The sequence below is a fragment of the Phenylobacterium sp. SCN 70-31 genome, assembly GCF_001724605.1.
In the GTDB taxonomy this organism is placed as follows: Bacteria; Pseudomonadota; Alphaproteobacteria; order Caulobacterales; family Caulobacteraceae; genus Phenylobacterium.
This window is the reverse complement of record NZ_MEEX01000012.1, coordinates 68,091-86,918: the sequence shown is the minus strand read 5'-3', so window position 1 is coordinate 86,918 and position 18,828 is coordinate 68,091. Positions and strand designations below refer to the sequence as shown.

The 18,828-nt window shown below is 71.0% G+C and carries 17 protein-coding genes; 4 read left to right on the top strand and 13 right to left on the bottom strand.

Features of this window, described 5'->3' with window-relative positions:
- Positions 1-7: 7 nt before the first annotated feature.
- Complete coding sequence (locus ABS78_RS11200; RefSeq protein WP_293378676.1) at positions 8-1,231, top strand: multidrug effflux MFS transporter; 1,224 nt, start codon at positions 8-10, stop codon at positions 1,229-1,231.
- 16 nt (positions 1,232-1,247) lie between these two features.
- On the opposite strand, the gene ABS78_RS11195 is transcribed toward ABS78_RS11200, so the two are convergent.
- From ABS78_RS11195 to ABS78_RS11185, 3 genes are read right to left on the bottom strand one after another with little or no spacing between them, the layout of a single operon-like run.
- Entirely contained in the window at positions 1,248-1,628 is a 381-nt protein-coding gene (locus ABS78_RS11195; protein WP_293378673.1) for a DUF423 domain-containing protein, read from the bottom strand.
- Between the two features lie 16 nt (positions 1,629-1,644).
- The gene (locus ABS78_RS11190) at positions 1,645-3,069 is read right to left on the bottom strand and encodes an amidase (RefSeq protein ID WP_293378670.1); all 1,425 of its coding nucleotides are present in this window, start codon (positions 3,067-3,069) and stop codon (positions 1,645-1,647) included.
- Entirely contained in the window at positions 3,069-4,346 is a 1,278-nt protein-coding gene (locus ABS78_RS11185; protein ID WP_293378667.1) for an aminotransferase class III-fold pyridoxal phosphate-dependent enzyme, read from the bottom strand. The genes ABS78_RS11190 and ABS78_RS11185 overlap by 1 nt, the downstream gene beginning before the upstream one ends.
- A 117-nt stretch (positions 4,347-4,463) precedes the next feature.
- On the opposite strand from ABS78_RS11185, the gene ABS78_RS11180 reads away from it, so the two are divergent.
- From ABS78_RS11180 to ABS78_RS11170, 3 genes are all read left to right on the top strand, one after another.
- On the top strand, positions 4,464-5,627 hold the full coding sequence (locus tag ABS78_RS11180) for an MFS transporter (RefSeq protein WP_293378664.1): 1,164 nt from the start codon (positions 4,464-4,466) through the stop codon (positions 5,625-5,627).
- A gap of 9 nt (positions 5,628-5,636) precedes the next feature.
- Positions 5,637-6,395, top strand: a complete 759-nt coding sequence (locus ABS78_RS11175) for an N-acyl homoserine lactonase family protein (protein WP_293378661.1) — start codon at positions 5,637-5,639, stop codon at positions 6,393-6,395.
- A gap of 101 nt (positions 6,396-6,496) precedes the next feature.
- Positions 6,497-7,516, top strand: a complete 1,020-nt coding sequence (locus ABS78_RS11170; RefSeq protein WP_293378658.1) for an NAD(P)-dependent alcohol dehydrogenase — start codon at positions 6,497-6,499, stop codon at positions 7,514-7,516.
- 37 nt (positions 7,517-7,553) lie between these two features.
- Here ABS78_RS11170 and ABS78_RS11165 read toward each other — a convergent pair whose 3' ends face one another.
- The 10 genes from ABS78_RS11165 to ABS78_RS11120 all read right to left on the bottom strand — a co-directional run bounded on the left by ABS78_RS11165 (position 7,554) and on the right by ABS78_RS11120 (position 18,714).
- Positions 7,554-7,907 carry a DUF4282 domain-containing protein gene (locus ABS78_RS11165; protein ID WP_293378655.1) on the bottom strand — a complete coding sequence of 118 codons (354 nt, stop codon included), beginning with the start codon at positions 7,905-7,907 and terminating at the stop codon, positions 7,554-7,556.
- A gap of 76 nt (positions 7,908-7,983) precedes the next feature.
- Positions 7,984-8,340: a hypothetical protein gene (locus ABS78_RS11160; RefSeq protein ID WP_293378652.1), complete on the bottom strand. Its 357-nt coding sequence runs from the start codon at positions 8,338-8,340 to the stop codon at positions 7,984-7,986.
- Between the two features lie 70 nt (positions 8,341-8,410).
- Positions 8,411-10,504, bottom strand: coding sequence for a flagellar biosynthesis protein FlhA (flhA, locus tag ABS78_RS11155; protein WP_293378649.1), 2,094 nt, complete (start codon positions 10,502-10,504; stop codon positions 8,411-8,413).
- Positions 10,504-11,376 (bottom strand): class A beta-lactamase, encoded by an 873-nt coding sequence (gene bla / locus ABS78_RS11150; protein WP_293378647.1) that lies wholly within the window; start codon positions 11,374-11,376, stop codon positions 10,504-10,506. The genes flhA and bla overlap by 1 nt, the downstream gene beginning before the upstream one ends.
- The gene (locus tag ABS78_RS11145; protein WP_293378644.1) at positions 11,373-12,740 is read right to left on the bottom strand and encodes a sigma-54 dependent transcriptional regulator; all 1,368 of its coding nucleotides are present in this window, start codon (positions 12,738-12,740) and stop codon (positions 11,373-11,375) included. The genes bla and ABS78_RS11145 overlap by 4 nt, the downstream gene beginning before the upstream one ends.
- A gap of 29 nt (positions 12,741-12,769) precedes the next feature.
- On the bottom strand, positions 12,770-13,102 hold the full coding sequence (fliN, locus tag ABS78_RS11140) for a flagellar motor switch protein FliN (RefSeq protein WP_293378641.1): 333 nt from the start codon (positions 13,100-13,102) through the stop codon (positions 12,770-12,772).
- Positions 13,103-13,107: 5 nt separating this feature from the next.
- On the bottom strand, positions 13,108-13,755 hold the full coding sequence (locus ABS78_RS11135) for a flagellar assembly protein FliH (RefSeq protein ID WP_293378638.1): 648 nt from the start codon (positions 13,753-13,755) through the stop codon (positions 13,108-13,110).
- Entirely contained in the window at positions 13,755-14,792 is a 1,038-nt protein-coding gene (gene fliG / locus ABS78_RS11130; RefSeq protein ID WP_293378635.1) for a flagellar motor switch protein FliG, read from the bottom strand. Before fliG ends, ABS78_RS11135 begins: the two co-directional genes overlap by 1 nt.
- Positions 14,792-16,435 (bottom strand): flagellar basal-body MS-ring/collar protein FliF, encoded by a 1,644-nt coding sequence (gene fliF / locus ABS78_RS11125; protein ID WP_293378632.1) that lies wholly within the window; start codon positions 16,433-16,435, stop codon positions 14,792-14,794. Before fliF ends, fliG begins: the two co-directional genes overlap by 1 nt.
- A gap of 164 nt (positions 16,436-16,599) precedes the next feature.
- Positions 16,600-18,714: a serine hydrolase domain-containing protein gene (locus ABS78_RS11120; RefSeq protein ID WP_293378629.1), complete on the bottom strand. Its 2,115-nt coding sequence runs from the start codon at positions 18,712-18,714 to the stop codon at positions 16,600-16,602.
- Positions 18,715-18,828: the final 114 nt, after the last annotated feature.

Genomic DNA, 18,828 nt, shown 5'->3' with positions numbered 1-18,828 from the left:
AGGCGCCGTGACGTCCGCCAAAGAGTCTTCGCCTTCCGGTTCGCCCCCCGCCACGCCCTGGGGGCTCGTCGTGCTGCTGGGGGCCATCACCGCGATGGGCCCACTGGCCATCGACATGTACCTGCCGACCCTGCCGGCGATCGGCGCGGATCTGAACGCCAGCCCCGCGGCGACCCAGGCCACCGTCGCCGCCTTCCTGGCGGGCATGGCGATCGGCCAGGTGTTCTACGGCCCCTGGGCCGACCGGGTGGGCCGTCGGCCGCCCCTCCTGATCGGAACGGCGATCTTCGCCGTCGCATCGGTGGCCTGCGCGCTGGCGCCCACGATCGAGTTCCTGCTGGCGGGCCGCTTCGTCCAGGCCCTGGGCGCCTGCGCCGGCGGCGTGGTGGCGCGCGCCGTGGTCCGCGACCTGTTCGACCACACCGAGACGGCGCGGGTGCTCAGCCTGATGATGCTGATCATGGGGCTCGCGCCGATCCTGGCGCCCATCCTGGGAAGCCTGCTGCTGGCGTTCGGCGGTTGGTCCAGCAGCTTCTGGTTCCAGGCCGTGTTCGGCGTTCTGATCACGGCCGCCGTGCTGACGCGGCTGCGGGAGTCGCGATCCGAGGCCGCGGCGATTCAGGCGGCCAGCGAGAATCCGCTGCAATCCTACCTGGCCCTGATCCGCCAGCCGCGCCTGGTCGGCTACGCCCTGGCCGGCGCCCTGAACGGCGCCACGCTCTTCACCTATATCGCCTCGTCGCCCGGCCTGATGATGGGCGCCTATGGCCTTTCGCCCGCCGTGTTCCCCTGGGTCTTCGGCCTGAACGCCGTCGCCGTCATCGGCGCGGGCCAGGTGAACCGGTGGATCCTGCGCCGCGTGACGCCGGATCGGGTGCTGGCGCGGGTCAGCCTGATCGCGGTGGGCGTCGCGGTCCTGCTGGTCTTGGCCGCGGTCACCGGATGGGGCGAACGGTGGAGCGTGCTGCCGCTGCTGTTCGTGCTGCTGGCCAGCTTCGGCTTCATGCAGGGCAACACGATGGCCGGCGCGCTCAGCGTGGATCCGTTGCGGGCCGGATCGACGTCGGCGCTCTCGGGTGCGGCGTCGTTCGCGGTGGGCGCCCTGGCGGCCAGCCTCGCCGGCGCGTTCCACGACGGCACCGCCCGGCCGATGGCGGTCGTGATGCTGGTGTCCCTCACCGGCTCGGCGCTCGCGCTCCACCGGCTGGCGCTGCCGAAGCCGCAGCCCTGAGGCTCGTTTCCGAGCTTCAACCCTGGGGGTCGATTCCGCGAGCGGCCACGACAAGGATCGCCCAGCCCGCCAGGAACATCAGCCCGCCGACGGGGGTGACCATCCCCAGCCAGCGGGGCGCGCCCAGGGCCATGGCGTAGAGCGAGCCCGAGAACAGCACCACCCCGCCCAGGAAGAAGGGCGGCGCCAGCCGGGCGCGCCGCGCGCCGATGTTCATGAAGGTGGCGCAGGCGAAGGTCGCCATGGTGTGCATGAACCCGTACATGGCGCCCGTGCGCAGCCACTCCTGCGCCTTGGGGTCCTGGACGCCGTGGGTCGCGAAGGCCCCCACCGCCACGGCGATGAAGCCGCCGGCCGCCGCCAGCGTCATCCAGTTGCGACGCGTCCAGACTCCCATGGATCCCCCGAATTCCTCAGCCCCACACCTGCGGCCGGCGATCCTTCCAGGGCGCTTCCTTCTCCAGCTGGGCGGCCAGTCGGAACAGGACGGCCTCGTCGGCGTACCGGGCGGTGAACATCATGCCGACCGGAAGACCGCCCGAGTCGGTCTCGATGGGAAGGCTCATCGACGGTTGGCCCGAGAAATTGAACGGCGGCGTGTAGGGGAAGACCCGCGCCTGGCGGCGGTTGACCTCCCTGGGCTCCAGGTTGACCGGGTCGATGAAGCCGATCTCGGGCACGGGCGTCCCCAGCACGGGCGTCAGGTAGATGTCCACGGCCTCGAAGAACGCGAGCGTGCGCCGGTTGAGCATCCGCGTCTCCTGGAGCGAGCGCATGGCGTCTGCGCCGGTCTGGCGGCGACCCGCCTTCAGCGTGGCCCAGGTGAGCGGCTCGAGCTCGTCCGGCTCGGGCTCGCGGCCGAGCTGTTCGATCAGGCGGTCCATGCCGGCGGCGAAGTTGGCCGCGGCGGCGGCCCCGCGCGAGGCGAAGAGGGCGCGGTAGTCCACACCCAGTCCCTTCTCCACCACCTCGTGGCCCAGGCCCTTCAGCAGGACGGCGGTGCGTTCGAGCGCGGCCTGGATCTCGGCGTCGATGGGTCGCCCCGCCGGCGTCTCGGACGACCAGGCGATGCGCAGGCGACCGGGACTGCGCTGGATCTCCTCCATGTAGGGCCGATCCTTCGGCGGGGCGGGATAGGAGGCGTACGGGTCGGGATAGCCGGTGGCGTCCAGCATGGCGGCGCTGTCGCGCACGGTGCGGGTGACGACGTGGTCCACCACATTGCCCAGCGCATAGTCGAAGCCGTCGGGCAGGTTGGGGTTGCGGTCGCGCGTGACCTTCAGCCCTACCAGGCCGCAGCAGGCGGCGGGAATCCGGATCGAGCCCAGTCCGTCCGAGGCGTGCGCCAGCGGGACGATGCCCGCCGCCACCGCCGAGGCCGAGCCTCCGGACGAGCCGCCCGAGATGTGGCCCGGGTTCCACGGGTTGCGGCAGGGCCCCAGTTCGGCGCTCTCGGTGGTGCCGGTGATGCCGTACTCGGGGGTGTTGGTCTTGCCCACCAGGACGACGCCGGCCTGGCGGTAGCGGGCGGTCAGTCCCCCGTCCTCGGCGTCCGTCAGTCCGCGGGCGAAACGGCTGCCGCAGCTCCGTGGCCAGCCGGCGACGGGCATCCCCAGGTCCTTGATCAGGAACGGCACGCCCCGGAACGGCCCGTCGGGCAGGTCACCGGCGGCGTCGCGCCGGGCGTCGTCGTAGCCCTTGTAGACCACGGCGTTCAGGCTCGGGTTGTGACGCTCGACGCGGGCGATCGCGGCTTCCGTCAGTTCGGCGGGCGAGACCTGCTTCGACCGGACCAGCTCGGCCAGGCCCAGGCCGTCGTATTCGGAATAGTCGTCCATCATCGGGCTCCGGCGGAGAGGAAGGCGAGTTTCTCGACCGGCGCGAGCCCGGGCGCCTGGCGTTTGAGCGCGGCGAAGGCGCCCTCGGCGGCGTCCAGCGTCTGGGCGATGTCGGTCTCGGTCATCGCGGCGCAGAGGAACATGTTGTGCCAGGGGTGTACGTAGACGCCTCGCGCCAGCATCTCGGACGACCAGCAGAACCCCTTCCTGAGGTCCGGGTCGTCGTCGAACAGGAAGAGCGGCAGGGTCGAGGGCCCGGTCTGGCGGAAGCCGAAGCCGGCCGCCGCCGCGCGCTCGGCCAGGCCGGCGCGGAGGGTCTCGCCCAGCGCCGTGATGCGCTCCAGATAGTCGGTCTCGCGGATCAGCCGCAGCGTCTCCAGCGCCGCGGCCATGGTCGCCGCCTGGAACCAGAACGAGCCGGTCACATAGATCGACGCAGCCGCGGCGCGGGCCTTGTCCGACCCGAGCATCACCGACAGCGGATGGCCGTTGGCCACGCACTTGCCCCAGGTGGACAGGTCGGGCTGCACGCCGATCCGGCTCCAGGAACAGTCGCGCGACAGGCGGAAGCCGGCGCGCACCTCGTCCACCACCAGCAGCGCGCCGGTGCGGTCGCACAGGTCGCGGGCCTTGCGGGCGTAGGCGGGATCGGGCTCTGCCTGGTCGACGAAGGCGTCGTGGCGGAACGGCGCGGCGAAGATGGCGGCCAGATCGTCGCCGGCCTGCGCCGCCGCAGCCTCCAGGCTGGCCGGGTCGTTGTAGTCGCAGAAGATCTGGTGCGCCCGGTCGGACGGGATCACGCCCGCGGGCCGGGGCGTGCACCAGGGCAGGGCGCCGTGATAGGCGCCGTTGGCCCGGATCACCGTACGCCGCTTCGTATGCGCCCGCGCCGTGGTGAGCGCCATGGTCGTGGCGTCGGTGCCGTTCTTGCAGAAGATCGCCCAGTCGGCGTGTGAGACCAGGGCCGTCAGCGCCTCGGCCAGCTCGACCATCAGGCCGGTGGGGCCGGTCAGCGTGTCGCCCTGGCCCAGCTGGCGGACGAACGCGGCGTCGATCTCGGGATGGGCGTATCCGAACAGGTTGGGGCCATAGGCGCACATGAAGTCCAGGTAACGCCGCCCGTCCGCGTCCCAGATGTGGGCCCCTTCGCCGCGCTCGAAGAACTGGGGATAGTCGTCCGGCAGCAGGCCCACCGACTGATGCCCGTACATCCCGCCCGGGATCACCGCGGCCGCCCGCTCCCGAAGCTGCCGGTCCCGGCTGTTGGCTCCGGCCATGCCGCGCCTCCCTTATCGCTGTTCAGGAGACTTTAGACGCGACGGCCGCGCCGTCTATGGCTCGCGCGCGGAAGGCGGGCTCACGGGCGGCGGGCGACTCCCGGTATGCGATGCTCCATGTCGCTCCCGGTGCGTCTCGGCCTCTTCTATTCGGCGCTGTTCGTCGGCACGGGCGCCAGTTCGCCGTACATGCCCCTGTGGTTCGCCGACCGGGGCCTCTCGGGCGCGCAGATCGGGCTGATCCTGTCGCTGCCGATGCTGGCGCGGGTGTTCACGGCGCCGCTGATCGCGGTCTGGGCCGACAGCTTCCGGCTGCGCCGCACCGCGTTGATGGTGATGAGCCTGGGCGTGACCGCGGCCTATGCGGCGATGGCGCTGCCGCTGGGTTTCGCCGGCTGGACGGTCGTCTGGTTCGTGGCCTCGTCGGCGTTCGCCACCCTGTCGCCCCTGGCCGACGTGATCGTCCTGAACCGTGCGCGCACCGACGGCTTCAACTACGGCTGGCCGCGCGGGATCGGCTCGGTGGCCTTCATCGTGGCCAACATCGTGGTGGGCGCCCTGCTGACCTGGGGGACGCCCGACCTCGTCCTGGTCTGGATCACCGCCGCCGTGGCGCTGAGCGCGCTCGCCGCGCGCTACCTGCTGCCGCCCGATCCCGTGCACGAAGGTGGCCAGACCGTCCGCGCGTCCGACCGGTTCGCCGGCCTGGGCGAGCTTCTGCGCGACCCGGCCTTCCTCACCGCGGCCGTCTCGGTGGGGCTGATCCAGTCGGCGCACGCCTTCTACTACGGGTTCTCGACCCTGGCGTGGAAGCAGCAGGGCCTGCCCGAGAGCCTGACGGGCGTGCTGTGGAGCGTCGGCGTCGTCGTGGAGGTGGCGTTCATGTGGTTCATGGAGCCCTGGCGTCGGAAGATCGGGCCCCGGAACCTGCTGGTGATCGGCGGCGTCGCGGCGGTCGTCCGCTGGACGGCCCTGGCGTTCTCGCCGCCCCTGTGGGCGCTGTTCCCGCTCCAGACGCTGCACGTGTTCAGCTATGCGGCGACCTTCCTCGCCTCGCTCCAGCTCGTAGAGCGCCTCTCCACCCCGCGCAACGCCTCGGCGGCCCAGACGATCAACTCGGCGCTGTCGGCCGGCGTGCTGATGGGGGTGGCGACGATGATCTCCGGGCCGCTGTTCGACCGCTTCGGCGCCCAGGGCTACCTGCTGATGTCGGCGATGGCGCTGGCCGGACTGATGGGCGCCCTGCGGCTCTATGGTGTGCGCCGCCTGGATCCGGCGTAGGCTCGCGGCATGGGCCTCAACCTCTTCGGCTGCGTCTGCGGCCAGTTCCACAGTTCCGGCGAGGGCATGGGGATGGACGCCGAGCGGGTCTCGGTCCCGATCCCGTTCTACGTGCTGGAGCATCCCGACGGTGTCGCGCTGTTCGACTGCGGCCTGCCGGCGGCCATGTGCGATCCGGAGGAGAGCTACCTGCGGGCCCTGCGTCCTCTGGGCATGGACGTCAGCCTGACGCCGGCCGAGACCGTGACGCAGCGACTCCACGCCCTCGACGTCGATCCCCTCCGGGTGCGCTACGTGGTGCTCTCCCATCTGCATTTCGATCACGCCGGGGGGCTGCGCGAGCTGCCCAATGCGACCCTGGTGGTGCAGCGGCGCGAGTGGGAGGCCGGGTTCGAGCCCGCGCTCTCCCAGCGTTACGGCCTGCGAAAGCGGTACTTCGACCTGGGCCACGAGGTGCGTCTGGTGGATGGTGAACACGACCTGTTCGGCGATGGCGCGGCCGTTTGTGTCCCCAGCTTCGGCCACACGCCGGGACACCAGTCGCTACGGGTCCGGAGCGCGGCCGGAGACCACATCCTCGTGGGCGACGCCTGCTACCACGCCGGCGTCGTCGAGAGCCGGCGCTTCCCGGCCATCTCGGATCACGCGGCGATGAACCGCTCCCTGGAGTCGCTCCTGGCCTTGCGCGCCCCCGAAACGGTGATGGTGTTCGGCCACGACCCCGACCAGTGGGGCGAACGGCCGGTGCTGCCCCTCGCGCGGTCCTGATGCGCCTCTCCGGGATTGACGTCGCGCGATCCTGACGTGGGGACAAGGTTGCCCGGGGCGCCGCCGTCTCGTCATCATGCCCGGCCAGTGGAGGACAAAACATGCGTGCGCTGAACGTCGCCGCCCCGTGGGGGCCCAACGCCATCAAGGTGGTGGACCTGCCCGATCCGAAGCCCGGCCACGGCCAGGTGCTGGTGCGGATGAAGGCGGTGTCGCTGAACTACCGCGACCTCCTGATGGTCAACGGCATGTACGGTCGCGGGGCCGCGTCGACGAACGATGTCATCACCCCGTTCTCCGACGGCTGCGGCGTGGTCGAGGCCGTGGGCGAGGGGGTGACCCGGTTCGTCGTGGGCGACCGGGTTGCGACCCTGTTCTTCCAGAACTGGGTGTCGGGGCCGCCGACCGTGGAGAAGCTGATGTCCGCTCTGGGCTTCCCGATCCCGGGCGCGGGTTCGGAACTCCAGGTGTTCAGCCAGGAGGGCCTGTCCAAGGTCCCCGCGTTCCTCACGGACCATCAGGTGGCGACATTGCCCTGCGCGGCGCTGACGGCCTGGCGCGGCGTGTTCCAGGACGCCCGGCTCGACCCCGGCGACACCGTGGTTCTTCAGGGCACGGGCGGCGTCTCGATCTTCGGCCTCCAGTTCGCCCACGCCGCGGGCTACCGCACGATCGTCACCTCGTCGTCGGACGAGAAGCTGGGTCGGGCCCAGGCGCTCGGGGCCGATCACCTGGTGAACTATCGCACGACGCCGGCGTGGTCGGGCCCGGTGCGCGCCGCGACGGGCGGCCGGGGCGCGGACTTCATCATGGAGGTCGGCGGCGGCGGGACGATTCACGAGAGCATGAAGGCCATCAAGGTGGGCGGGCACATCGCCGTCATCGGCGTGGTCGCGGGCGCGGGCGAGCCGTTCAATCCCGCGACGCTGATCGGCAATTCCGCCCGGCTTCAGGGCCTCTCGGTCGGGTCGCGCGACATGTTCGAGGCCATGTGCCGCGCGATCGAACTGCATCGGATCGAGCCGGTGGTGGACAAGGTGTTTCCGTTCACCGAGGCGCCCGCGGCCTTCGCCGCCATGGCCGGGGGCGAGCACTTCGGCAAGATCGTGCTGGAATTCTGAACCGCGACGGAGCGACCGGACGGGCGGCGAATCGCGCCTATCGTCCGGCGCGTTCGCGCTCCACGTCCTGGCGCAGGACCGACAGATCGTCGCTGATCTTGAAGATCGTGACGTAGAACTCGCAGAACGCCCGCCACAGCAGCACGGCCACGAACACGCCCAGCAGGCCGACGGCCAGCACGCCGAACGCCAGCAGGATGCCCCATCCGCCCTCGCGGATGGCCACGCCGATCGAGGCGCCCAGCACGCCGAACGCCATCACCCCGATGATGCCGAGCCCGGCCCAGTAGACGAGGTGGACGAGCGTGCCGGTGATCAGCCGCTCGAAGGTCAGCAGGTCCCAGAAGAACCGTCCGCCCGAGCCCTGGGGTCGCTGAGTTGGTCGCCGCATCCGAAACCCGAGTCTCCAAGCCGAGGCCCGAACCGCTATCAGCCGGGACGTCCCGCTGCAACGCCGACGGCGCGCTCTAGGGTCCGGGCCGGGGCGCCGTGAGGCGTCCGGCGGCGCCTCCGATCAGTCCGGCGATGGCCGATCCGGCCGTGCCGAACGCCAGCAGCGAGATCGGGACGTCGCCCAGGAAGACGGAGACGCCGATCCCCAGGAACGCGCACGCGCCGCCGCTGAGCAGGCCGCCCACGAGGCTGTCCGCCCAGCCGCCGCCCCGGATCCGGGCGTAGAACAGCCCCGCCAGCATCGAGATGCCCATGCCCCCCAGGGCGAACAGGTTGTCGCGGATCGGGGCGGAATAATGCCCGGCCACGACCATGCCCACCTGCGCCGCGGCGGCGGCCAGCGTGACGCGTCCGAAAATCCGCGTGTTCATGCGTTCCCCTCAAGTCTCCCGGTCGAGCGCCGACCGGCGGGAGGCCCGCCGCCTCCCGGGACGACGAGGCCTATATCGCGCCGACCGTCTTCAGCCGCGCCCGGGGGTGAACCTCGTTCTGGCTCATCACCGGGGTCTGACCGCGGAAACGCTCGATGATGGAGCGAACATAGGGCCGGATGGTCGGGCTGGTCAGGAGCACGGGCGTGTCGCCGGCCAGCGCGGCGCGCTCGAAGGTCTCGCGCACGCCCCGGATGAACTCCTGAAGCCGCGACGGCGCCAGGGCCAGTTGCTTCTCTTCCCCCGTCCCGACCAGGGCCTCGGAGAACGCGTGCTCCCACTCGGCCGAGAGCGTGACGATCGGCAGGGCCCCGTCGTCGCCGCGGTAGGCGTAGCAGAGCTGCCGGGCCAGCCGGCCGCGGACCTGTTCGACCAGGTTGGTGATCGAGGCGGTGTGCGGCGCGGCTTCGCCGATCCCTTCCAGGATGGCGCCCAGGTCGCGGATCGACACCCGCTCGCGCAGCAGGGCCTGGAGCACGCGCTGCACGGTGGTCGCCGAGACCACGCTCGGGATCAGGTCTTCCGACAGCTTTTTCTGCTCGTCCGGCAGGTCCTTCAGCAGCTTCTGGACCTCGGCGTAGGTGAGCAGGTCGGGCATGTTCTCCTTCAGGATCTCGGTCAGGTGCGTGGTCATCACCGTGGCCGGGTCCACGATGGTGTAGCCGCGGAAGGTGGCTTCCTCGCGCAGGGCGTCGTCGATCCAGGTGGCCGGCAGGCCGAACGCCGGCTCCTTCACGTGCTCGCCGGGCAGTTCCACCTGGGCGCCGCGCGGGTCCATGGCCATCAGCGAGCCGATCCGCACCTCGCCGGCGCCGGCCTCCATCTCCTTGATCCGGATGGCGTAGCCCATCGACGGCAGGCGCATGTTGTCCAGGATGCGCACCGAGGGCATCACGAAGCCGAAGTCGGCGGCCAGCGTGCGCCGCAGGGCCTTGATCTGGTCGGTGAGCCGGCGGCCTTCCAGGTCGTTGATCAGCGGCAGCAGGCCGTAGCCCAGCTCGATCTTGATCTCGTCGATCGCCAGGGTCTGGGCGATCGGCTCCTCTTCCGGCTCGGCGGCCACGGGCTCGATCTCGACCGCCGGGGGCTGCGCCGCCTGCTGCGAGCGGCGCCACGCCAGGGCGCCCGCGCCCACCGACAGGGCCGCGAAGGGGATGAGCGGCATTCCGGGGATGATGGCCAGCACGCCCGCGGCGGCCGAGACCATGCCCAGGCTGACCGGGTTGGTGGCCATCTGGGTCACCAGCGCCTTGTCGGCCGAGCCCTCGACCCCGGCCTTCGAGACCAGGAAGCCGGCGGCGATCGAGATGATCAGCGCGGGGATCTGGCTGACCAGGCCGTCGCCGATCGACATGATCGTGTAGCTGGAGAACGCCTGGGCCAGCGGCACGTCGTGTTGCAGCACGCCGATCAGGATGCCGCCGATGACATTGACGGCCAGGATCACCAGGCCGGCGATGGCGTCGCCGCGCACGAACTTGGACGCGCCGTCCATGGCGCCGAAGAAGGTGCTCTCCTGCTCCAGTTCCTTGCGGCGCTTCTTGGCCTCGTCCTGGTCGATCAGGCCGGCCGAGAGATCGGCGTCGATGGCCATCTGCTTGCCGGGCAGGCTGTCCAGGGTGAAGCGGGCCGCCACCTCGGCGATCCGGCCCGAACCCTTGGTGATGACCACGAAGTTCACGATCACCAGGATGATGAAGACGATCACCCCGATGGCGAAGTTGCCGCCCATCATCAGGCGGCCGAAGGTGTCGATGACGGCGCCCGCCCCGTGCGAGCCCTCGTGCCCGTGGCTCAGGATCAGGCGGGTCGTGGCGATGTTCAGGGCCAGCCGGTACAGCGTCGCCACCAGCAGCACGGTGGGAAAGGCCGTGAACTCCAGCGGCTTCTTGATCAGGATCGACGTCATCAGGATCAGGATCGACATCGCGATCGAGATCGACAGCAGAACGTCCAGCAGGAACGCCGGGATGGGCAGGATCAGGAGGACGACGATGCCCACGATGCCCAGGGCCATCGCGACTTCGCCGCGCATGACCATGCTCATCAGGTCGCGGGCGGTCGGCGCCGTGTCGTAGCGATAGGTGGGGCGGACGTCGGACATCAGGCGAGGGTTTCCGCGGCGAGGCGACCGATCCCGGCCATCACGGCGTCGCGCGCCTCGGGCGCGGTCGCCTGGGTGGAGAAGCAGCCGACGAGGATCGGCGCGCCCGCGGGCGGCCACAGGATGGCCACGTCGTTGGCGGTGTGGTGGGCGCCGCTGCCGGTCTTGTCGCCCGCGCGCCAGCCGGCCGGGAGGTCGGCCCGCAGCCGCGTGAGCCCGGTTGAGGCGGCCTCCATCCATCCGGCCAGCCGTCGGCGCGACGCGAGCGTGAGCGCCGGGCCGAGCAGCAGGCGGCGATAGCTGCCGACCATGGCGGCGGGCGTGGTGGTGTCGCGCGGGTCGCCGGGGATCGCGCTGTTCAGCTCGGTCTCGTAGCGGTCCAGGCGCGTCGCCCGGTCGCCCTGCGCGCGGATGTGGCGGGTGAAGCCGCGGGGGCCGCCCAGGGTCTTCAGCAGCAGGTTCGCGCCTGGATTGTCGCTCACCTCGACGATGGCTTGGCAGAGGGTTTCGACCCGGACGGCGCCGGCGGCGAGGTAGCGCGACGTCACCGGGGCGTGGGCCACCATGTCCGCGGGCGACAGCTGGACCTCACGGTCCAGCCGTTCGCGCCTGGCGTCCACCCTGGCCAGCACCGCGCCGGCCAGGAGGCCCTTGAAGGTCGAGCACATCGGAAACCGTTCGTCGGCGCGCCAGCCGAAGGTGCGGCCGTTGCCCGAATTGACGCCGAAGACGCCCAGCCGACCGCCGACCCGGGCCTCCAGCGACGCCCATGCTGGCGCCGCCGCCGCGTCGCTGGCGCCGCCCAGCAGGGCGGCCGCGCCGCCGGCCAGGACTGACCGGCGCGCAGGGCCAGGGCGCCGCGCGGGGGTCACGCCGCGCTCGCCCCCATCTGCGGTGCGGGGACCGGGACGCCGGCCTCGGTGTATTCCTTCAGCTTGTTGCGCAGCGTCCGGATCGAGATGCCCAGGATGTTGGCCGCGTGCGTGCGGTTGCCGAAGCAGTGTTCCAGGGTCTCGATGATCAGCGTCTGCTCCATCTCGGCGACGGTCTGGCCGACGAACGAGCGGGTGGCGGTCTCGGCGGCGGCGGCGGCGGCCTGGGCGGTGCGGGCGTGGGCGTCGGCGGGGGCCAGCGGCTGGCCGTCCGGCAGGCGGATGGCGGTCTCGTCGATCTCGGGGCCGATCGCGAGCAGCACCGCGCGATGCATGGCGTTTTCCAGCTCGCGAACGTTGCCGGGCCAGCGGTGGGCCGCCAGGCGCCGCTTGGCTTCGGGGCTCAGCGGCTTCTCGCCCATGCCGTTGGCGGCGGCGTACTTCTTCACGAAGAACTCGGCCATGGCGATGACGTCGCCGGGCCGCTCGCGCAGGGCCGGCAGGCGCAGGTTCACGACGTTCAGGCGATAGAGCAGGTCCTCGCGGAAGGTCCCCTCCTTCACGGCCTGCGCCAGGTCGCGGTTCGAGGTGGCCAGTATGCGGATGTCGACCTTGACCGGCTTGCTGCCGCCCACGCGGTCGATCTCGCGTTCCTGGATGGCCCGCAGCAGCTTGGCCTGGAGACGGGCGTCCATCTCGCTGATCTCGTCCAGCAGCAGCGTGCCGCCGTTGGCCTCTTCGAACTTGCCGATCCGGCGGGCGAGCGCGCCGGTGAAGGCGCCCTTCTCGTGGCCGAACAGTTCGCTCTCGAGCAGGTTTTCGGGGATGGCGGCGCAGTTGACCGAGATGAACGTCTTGCCGGCCCGGCGCGACTTCTGGTGGACGTACCGGGCGATGACTTCCTTGCCCACGCCGCTCTCGCCGGTGATCAGGATCGAGGCGTCCGACGGCGCCACCTGATCGGCCAGCTGGATGACCTGCTGCATGGCCGGGTCGCGCACCACCATCGGGCGGTTGTCGTCGCTGACGGCCGACAGGACCGCCGCGATCAGCTCGGCCTCTGGGGGAAGGGGGATGAACTCCTTGGCTCCGGCGCGGATGGCGTCGGCCGCGCGCTTCGGGTCGGCGGCGATGCCGCAGGCCACCACCGGCGCCCGGATCCGCTCGGCCTCGTTGGCCGAGATCAGGCCCGCGATGTCCAGGTCGTAGTCGACCATCAGCAGGTCCGCGCCCTGGCCCGCGCGGAGCGCGTGGGTGGCCGCCTCGATGGTTTCGACGTGGCTCACCTTGGCGCCTGCGCTCATCGCCATCTTCACGGCGGTGGAGAGCTGCCCGCTCAGTTTTCCGACGACCAGAAGCCGCATCCGTATAACTCCTCTGTCCACGCCGCCGTTCAGGCCTGCGTGTCGCCGTCCTTGATGATTTCGGTCATGGTCACGCCCAGGCGATCGTCGACGATGACGACCTCGCCGCGGGCCACCAGGCGGTTGTTCACATAGATGTCGATGGCCTCGCCGACCTTGCGGTCCAGCTCCAGCACCGAGCCCGAACCCAGCTGGAGGAGCTGGGCCACCGACATCGACGAGCGGCCCAGCACGGCCGAGATGGCCACGGGCACGTCGAACACGGTCGCCAGGTCGCCGGCGTTCTTGTCTTCGGCGAAGGTGTCGGCCAGCGCGCCGTCCTCCGGGGCGAATTCGTCGAGTTTCAGGTCTTCGTCGGCCATGGGATTCAGCTCTCCGAGCCGGGGATGAGGGGTTCGGCGTGCAAGCCCTCGGCGGCCAGGGCCGCGATCAGGGTCTGAGTTACGCGTTCGGCGGCCTGGGCGGGGTCGAAGGCCGCCTGGCCGTCGCCGAAGTCGAGGGTGAAGGCGTTGGGTCCGTAGGCTCCGTCGGGCTTGACCACGACGGCGCCCTCGAAGCCCAGGTTGCGGGCGGTCTCGTCCAGGACGCCCGCGAGGGCCTCGGCCAGGGCGGGCTCGGCCGAGACCACCAGCCGGGGCTGGGCGTCGATCTCGCGGGCCAGGGATTCCAGCGCGGCCTGCACCGGGGCTTCGGGGAACCGCGCCAGCGCGGCGTCGGCGATCGCGCGGGCGCAGGCCAGAGCCAGCCCGGCCGATCCCTGCCGGTGCTCGTGCGCCACCTCGGCCAGCCGGGGCAGCGCCTGGGCGCAGGCGGCGGCGATCTGGCTCAGGGCGTTCGCCTGCTGGGCCGCCACTCCGGCCAGCGCGGCGCGCTCGCCTTCGGCGCGGGCGGCCTCGCGGATCTGCTCGACCTCCTCGATCGGGAACAGGCGCTTGGGCCGGGGCGCCTGGAAGGCCACGCCGCCCTTGGCGTCGAACTCGGTGTCGAAGGCGAATCTGGCGAGGGCTTCGGACATCAGTAGACCAGTTCGTCGTCAGAGCCCGAGCCGGCCAGCATGATCTCGCCCTTGTTGGCGAGGTCCTTGGCGACCTGGACGATGTTCATCTGGGCCTGGTCGACATCGCGCAGGCGGACGGGGCCCATGCCTTCCATGTCTTCGCGCATGATCTTCGCGGCCCGCTCCGACATGTTCGAGAAGAACATCTCGCGCAGGCTGTCCGAGGCGCCCTTCATGGCCAGGCCCAGCTGATCCTTCTCGACCGTGCGCAGCAGGGTCTGGACGCCGCCCGGATCCAGCTTCGACAGGTCCTCGAACACGAACATCAGGGCGCGGATGCGCTCGGCCGCCTCGCGGTTGCGCTCCTCCAGCGCGGTGATGAAGCGCGACTCCGTCTGGCGGTCGAAGGCGTTGAAGATGTCGGCCATCATTTCGTGGCTGTCGCGCTTCGACGTGCGCGCCAGGTTCGACATGAATTCGTTCCGGAGCGTCTGCTCGATCTTGTCCAGGATCTCGCGCTGCACCGGCTCCATGCGGAGCATCCGCATGACGCACTCCAGGGCGAAGTCCTCGGGCAGAGCGGCCAGCACGCGCGCGGCGTGCTCGGACTTGATCTTCGACAGCACCACCGCGACGGTCTGCGGGTATTCGTTCTTCAGGTAGTTGGCGAGAACGGCCTCGTTCACGTTGCCCAGCTTGTCCCACATGGTCCGTCCGGCCGGGCCGCGGATCTCCTCCATCAGCGAGTCCACCTTGTCGGGGGGCATGATGGACGTGAGCAGCTTCTGGGTCTGTTCGAACGAGCCCATGATCGCCCCGGTGCCCGAGGCGCCCGAGACGAACTCCACCAGCAGTTCCTCGACCACGCCGGCGCTCACCGTGCCGAGGCTGGCCATGGCCTGGGAGATCTCCTTGATCTCCTCTTCGTCCAGCGACTGCCAGACCTGGGCGTGTTCCTCGCCGAGGGCCAGCAGGACCACGGCGCACTTCTCCGCCCCGTTCAGTCGGGAAGGATCGACGATGTTTTTGGAGCCGGAGCTGCGGGTGGCCGCCATCAGGTCGTCTCATGCAACCAGGAGCGAAGGATCGCGACCGACTCGTCGGGGTGGCGCTCCACGAATTCCGAGACCTTCTTGACGGCGCTGGCGCGGACCTGACCGTCGACGCGGGCCATGTCGATCCGGCTCTCGCCGTCCGGGCCGGGCAGGGCCAGTTGGCCCGAGCCGTCGGCGGCGAGCTGCATCGGCTGGCCGTCCGGGCTGACCATCACGCGCTGGGCCATGGGACCCGCGGCGATCAGGCCGCCGCCGCCCGGCGCGCCGCCCTTGCCCTTGCCGCCGCCCAGGAGCGGGCGGGCGACGAAGAAGATCATCAGGACGCCGACGATGCCCAGCACGGCCAGTTCGACCGCCCGCATGATGTCGTTCTTGTCGAAGCCCATCAGGGGGTTGGCCGCCTCGACCCCGCCGGTGGCCTCCGGGGTCGGGAACCGCACGTTGATGACGCTCACCTGGTCGCCGCGGTCCTGGTTGAAGCCCACCGCCGTGCGGACGAGCTGCTCGATGCGTTGCATCTCCTCGGCCGAACGGGGCGTGTAGGCGCCGGGCTTGCCGTCCGCGCCCGGGGCGGCGGTGGCCCCGTCGACGGCCACCGCCACCGACAGGCGCTTGATCTGGCCGGGCTCCTGCACCTCGGTGCGGACCGTCTTCGAGATCTCGTAGTTCGTCGTCGAGTCGGTGCGGCCGCTCGTGGACGAGTTGTTGGCCAGGTCCGACCCCGGCGCGCCGGGGATGTTGGCGGCGGCGCCCACCTGGCCGACGCCGTTGGCGTCGTTCTCGCGGGCGCTTTCCTCGCTGGTGCTTTCCGACCGGATGACCTGGCCGTCGGGGTCGAAGGTCTCCTGCTGCACGGTCACCCGCGCCAGCTCGACCTCGGCCGAGACGTTGACGCGCGCCTTGCCGGCGCCCACCACGCCTTCGACCAGGTTCTTCACCTGCTTGGCGATGCGCTGCTCGACCTCGGACTTGCGGCCGTCGGCCTCGGCGGCCATGCCCACGTCGCCGCCGCTCAGGGTCTTGGCGTGCTGGTCCACGACCGTGACCCGGTCGGGTTTCATGTTGGGCACCGCGCCCGCGACCAGGTTCTGGATCGCCCGCACCTGATCGGCGCTGGGATCGCGGCCCCCGACGGTGATGTTCACCGACGCCGAAGGCTGTTCGGCCTCGCTCTCGAAGAGCTGGCGCCGGGGCAGGACGAGGTGGACGCGCGCGGCGCTGATGCCTTCCAGGCCGCGGATGGTCCGGGCCAGTTCGCCTTCCAGCGCGCGCTGGCGGTTGAGCTGCTGGACGAAGTCGGTCTGGCCCAGCGCATTGGCCTGGTCGAAGATCTCGTAGCCCACCGAGCCCGCGGTCGGCAGGCCCTTGCCCGACAGCATCAGGCGGGTCGACGCCACCTGATCCCGGGGCACCATGATCGTGGAGCCGTCGCCCTTGACCTCGTATTTGACGCCCGCCTGATCGAGCGCGGTCGTGATCGAGCCGGCCTCCTTCAGGTCCAGGTTGGAATAGAGCAGGGCCTTGGGCTGGCCCAGGTTCAGGAAGATGGCGGCGCTGACGGCGGCGAGGCCCGCGGCGATGCCGAGGATCGCGGCCAGGCGGCCGACCCCGAAACGCTGCACCAAGGCCGTGAACTGATTCAAGGCGACTGGCCCCTTCCCCACACGCGAGAGGGACGCGCAGGCGCGCTCGCCCCCTCAGGTAGGCAGGATTTACCCAGTCCTTGGTTAAGGCCCGGTTTAGACTTGGCCGTAGCTGAGGCGGTTCTTGTCGCGACCAGGCGCCGCAGGGGGCGCCCGATGTCGACCTACCGGCTCCAGGGCTCCAGCGCCCCGTTCAGGGCCAGCAGGACCGAGAAGCCGGCGTAGATGAGCACGGTGAGGGTGAACAGCAGCTTGCGGCCGGCGCTCCAGCTGTCGACCCGCCGTCCGCCCTGCCAGACCGCCGGCAGCGCGGCGATGGTGATCAGCGTCAGGGCGGCCAGCACCAGCGCGCAGGCCGAGGCGGTGACGATCAGGGCGCCGGGCCAGCGGTAGAAGACGGCCTCCAGGTCGCTCGCCCCGCTGGCCCACATGGCGAAGAGCAGGATGGCGACGAGGCAGAGTCCCGCCTGCAAGGCCTGGATCAGTCCGGCGCGGGCCTGGATCTGGTTCTGGCGCACCTCGCGGCGGCTGCGCCAGACCAGGCCGACCAGGGTGGCCGCCGAAGCGAAGGCGGCGAGGCCTGCCGCCAGCGCCAGCGTCGACAGCCGTTCGGTGAAGCCGGCGCGCTGCTGGGTCGAGGCGTTGAACGCGTCGCGGAAGCTCACGGCCCGGCCGTCCGCCATGCGGAACCAAAGCCGCTGGTCGCCGTCGGCCGACACGAACCGTCCCTCGTCGACAGGGCCGTCGGGAACCCACGCCTGCTCCTGGCCCATCCGCACGGTCAGCAGCCGCCCGTCGCGGGTGACGACCACGTCCACGGCGCCGATGAACAGCCCGACGAAGCCCTCCAGGCCGCCGTTGGCGCGGCGGGTGGACAGGTACGCGCCTTCGAAGCGCTGCGCCGCCTTCGCGAGGTCGGGCGAGCCCGGGCGCGGGAAGGCCGCCGGCGCGGCGTAGTAGCGTCGCACCAGCGCGCCCGGCAGGGCGCCGGCCAGCTCGGCGCCGCCCGCGCTGTTCGTGCTGACGAAGACGCCGAGGTCCAGCGCCGGCGAGACCACCATGCTCGAATGGAAGGCGAGGGTCGCGCCGTCGTGCCCGTAGCCGCGGAACCCTCCGGGAAGGTGGTAGGCGATGAAGCCGTGGGGCCAGCCGTTCATCCCCTCGGGCGTGCGCTGGAGGGGCGTGCGGAACGCCTCGGCGGCGCGGACGCCGTGTATGGTGACGCCGTTCCACGTGCCGTCGCCCAGCAGCGCCAGCATGTACCGGGCCATGTCTCCGGCCGTCGACGAGACCGAGCCGGCGGGCGCGGCGTGTCCGACGTACTCGTAGCTGTGGGCCTTGAACCCGCCGGCCTGCCAGCCAAATCCGTCGGTGACGTCGGGCCGGAGCCGCGCGGGCATGGCGCCCGGTAGCCCGCGTCGATCGGGGCGCGGCTCGCGGAAGGTGGTGTGGGTCATGCCCAGCGGCAGGAAGATCTCCTCCTCGGCCATCCGTTCGAAGGTCTTGTCCTTGCCGAACGTGACCGCCGCGCCGGCCAGGGCGGTCCCGTAGTTGGAGTAGCTGGACAGGACGCCCGGCGCGCGGACCCGGTCCGGCCGCTCCTGGCGCAGGTAGAGTTCGAGCGGTCGCACCCGGCGGGCGTTGTTCTCGAACAGTTGCCCCAGGGCGCGGTCCTCGAGACCGGGCGAGTGGTCCAGCAGGCTTCGGACGGTCACCTCGCGCAGGCGGCCGGGCAGGCGCGCGCGTTCGGGCAGATAGAGGTTGATCGGGGCGTCCAGCCGGATGCGGCCGGCCTCCACCTCGTTCATCAGCAGGATCCACGTGAACGTCTTCGAGATCGAGCCGATACGGAACAGGCTGCGATCGGGATCGACGGGTCGCCGCGGGTCCAGCTTGGCGAAGCCATAGCCCTTCTTCAGCACCACCTGGCCGTTCTGCACCACCGAGACCGTGGCGCCGGCCACGTGCTCGCGGGTCATCGCGTCGGTCATCCAGCCGTCGACGAACGCTTCCAGGTCGGCCGGATCGATCGGCTGGCCGGGCGCCAGGCGCGCGCCGGGCCGCATCGGCTCGCCGGGCGTCGCGGTCGCTGCGGGGGGCGAGGGGGCTGCGACCGGCGCGGCGCGGGCGGGCGCCTTGCGCGGGGCGACCTGGCTGTAGGGGATCGGCGTGTCGGGCAGCGCGGCGTCCTGGGCGGCGGCCGGCGCGGCCAGCAAGGCCGCCAGCAGGGCCGAAAATAGGGCCAGGGCCGAGGGAATCGCGTTGGCGAGTCGCCGCATGGTCGGGTTCGCTCCGCTGCTGGTTGCGCCGAACATATCACCTCGGTTGAGTCGCGCGGCCCGTCTTCCCCTTGGGCCGAGAATCGACATGGATAACAAGGGCGAACGCTGTAT

Coding starts and splice junctions, on each gene's coding strand:
- flhA (WP_293378649.1), bottom strand. CDS start 10,504: ATGTCCGACGTCCGCCCCACCTATCGCTACGACACGGCGCCGACCGCC.
- ABS78_RS11195 (WP_293378673.1), bottom strand. CDS start 1,628: ATGGGAGTCTGGACGCGTCGCAACTGGATGACGCTGGCGGCGGCCGGC.
- fliG (WP_293378635.1), bottom strand. CDS start 14,792: ATGGCGGCCACCCGCAGCTCCGGCTCCAAAAACATCGTCGATCCTTCC.
- ABS78_RS11145 (WP_293378644.1), bottom strand. CDS start 12,740: ATGCGGCTTCTGGTCGTCGGAAAACTGAGCGGGCAGCTCTCCACCGCC.
- ABS78_RS11175 (WP_293378661.1), top strand. CDS start 5,637: ATGGGCCTCAACCTCTTCGGCTGCGTCTGCGGCCAGTTCCACAGTTCC.
- ABS78_RS11185 (WP_293378667.1), bottom strand. CDS start 4,346: ATGGCCGGAGCCAACAGCCGGGACCGGCAGCTTCGGGAGCGGGCGGCC.
- ABS78_RS11190 (WP_293378670.1), bottom strand. CDS start 3,069: ATGGACGACTATTCCGAATACGACGGCCTGGGCCTGGCCGAGCTGGTC.
- fliN (WP_293378641.1), bottom strand. CDS start 13,102: ATGGCCGACGAAGACCTGAAACTCGACGAATTCGCCCCGGAGGACGGC.
- ABS78_RS11165 (WP_293378655.1), bottom strand. CDS start 7,907: ATGCGGCGACCAACTCAGCGACCCCAGGGCTCGGGCGGACGGTTCTTC.
- ABS78_RS11180 (WP_293378664.1), top strand. CDS start 4,464: ATGTCGCTCCCGGTGCGTCTCGGCCTCTTCTATTCGGCGCTGTTCGTC.
- ABS78_RS11135 (WP_293378638.1), bottom strand. CDS start 13,755: ATGTCCGAAGCCCTCGCCAGATTCGCCTTCGACACCGAGTTCGACGCC.
- ABS78_RS11170 (WP_293378658.1), top strand. CDS start 6,497: ATGCGTGCGCTGAACGTCGCCGCCCCGTGGGGGCCCAACGCCATCAAG.
- ABS78_RS11160 (WP_293378652.1), bottom strand. CDS start 8,340: ATGAACACGCGGATTTTCGGACGCGTCACGCTGGCCGCCGCCGCGGCG.
- ABS78_RS11120 (WP_293378629.1), bottom strand. CDS start 18,714: ATGCGGCGACTCGCCAACGCGATTCCCTCGGCCCTGGCCCTATTTTCG.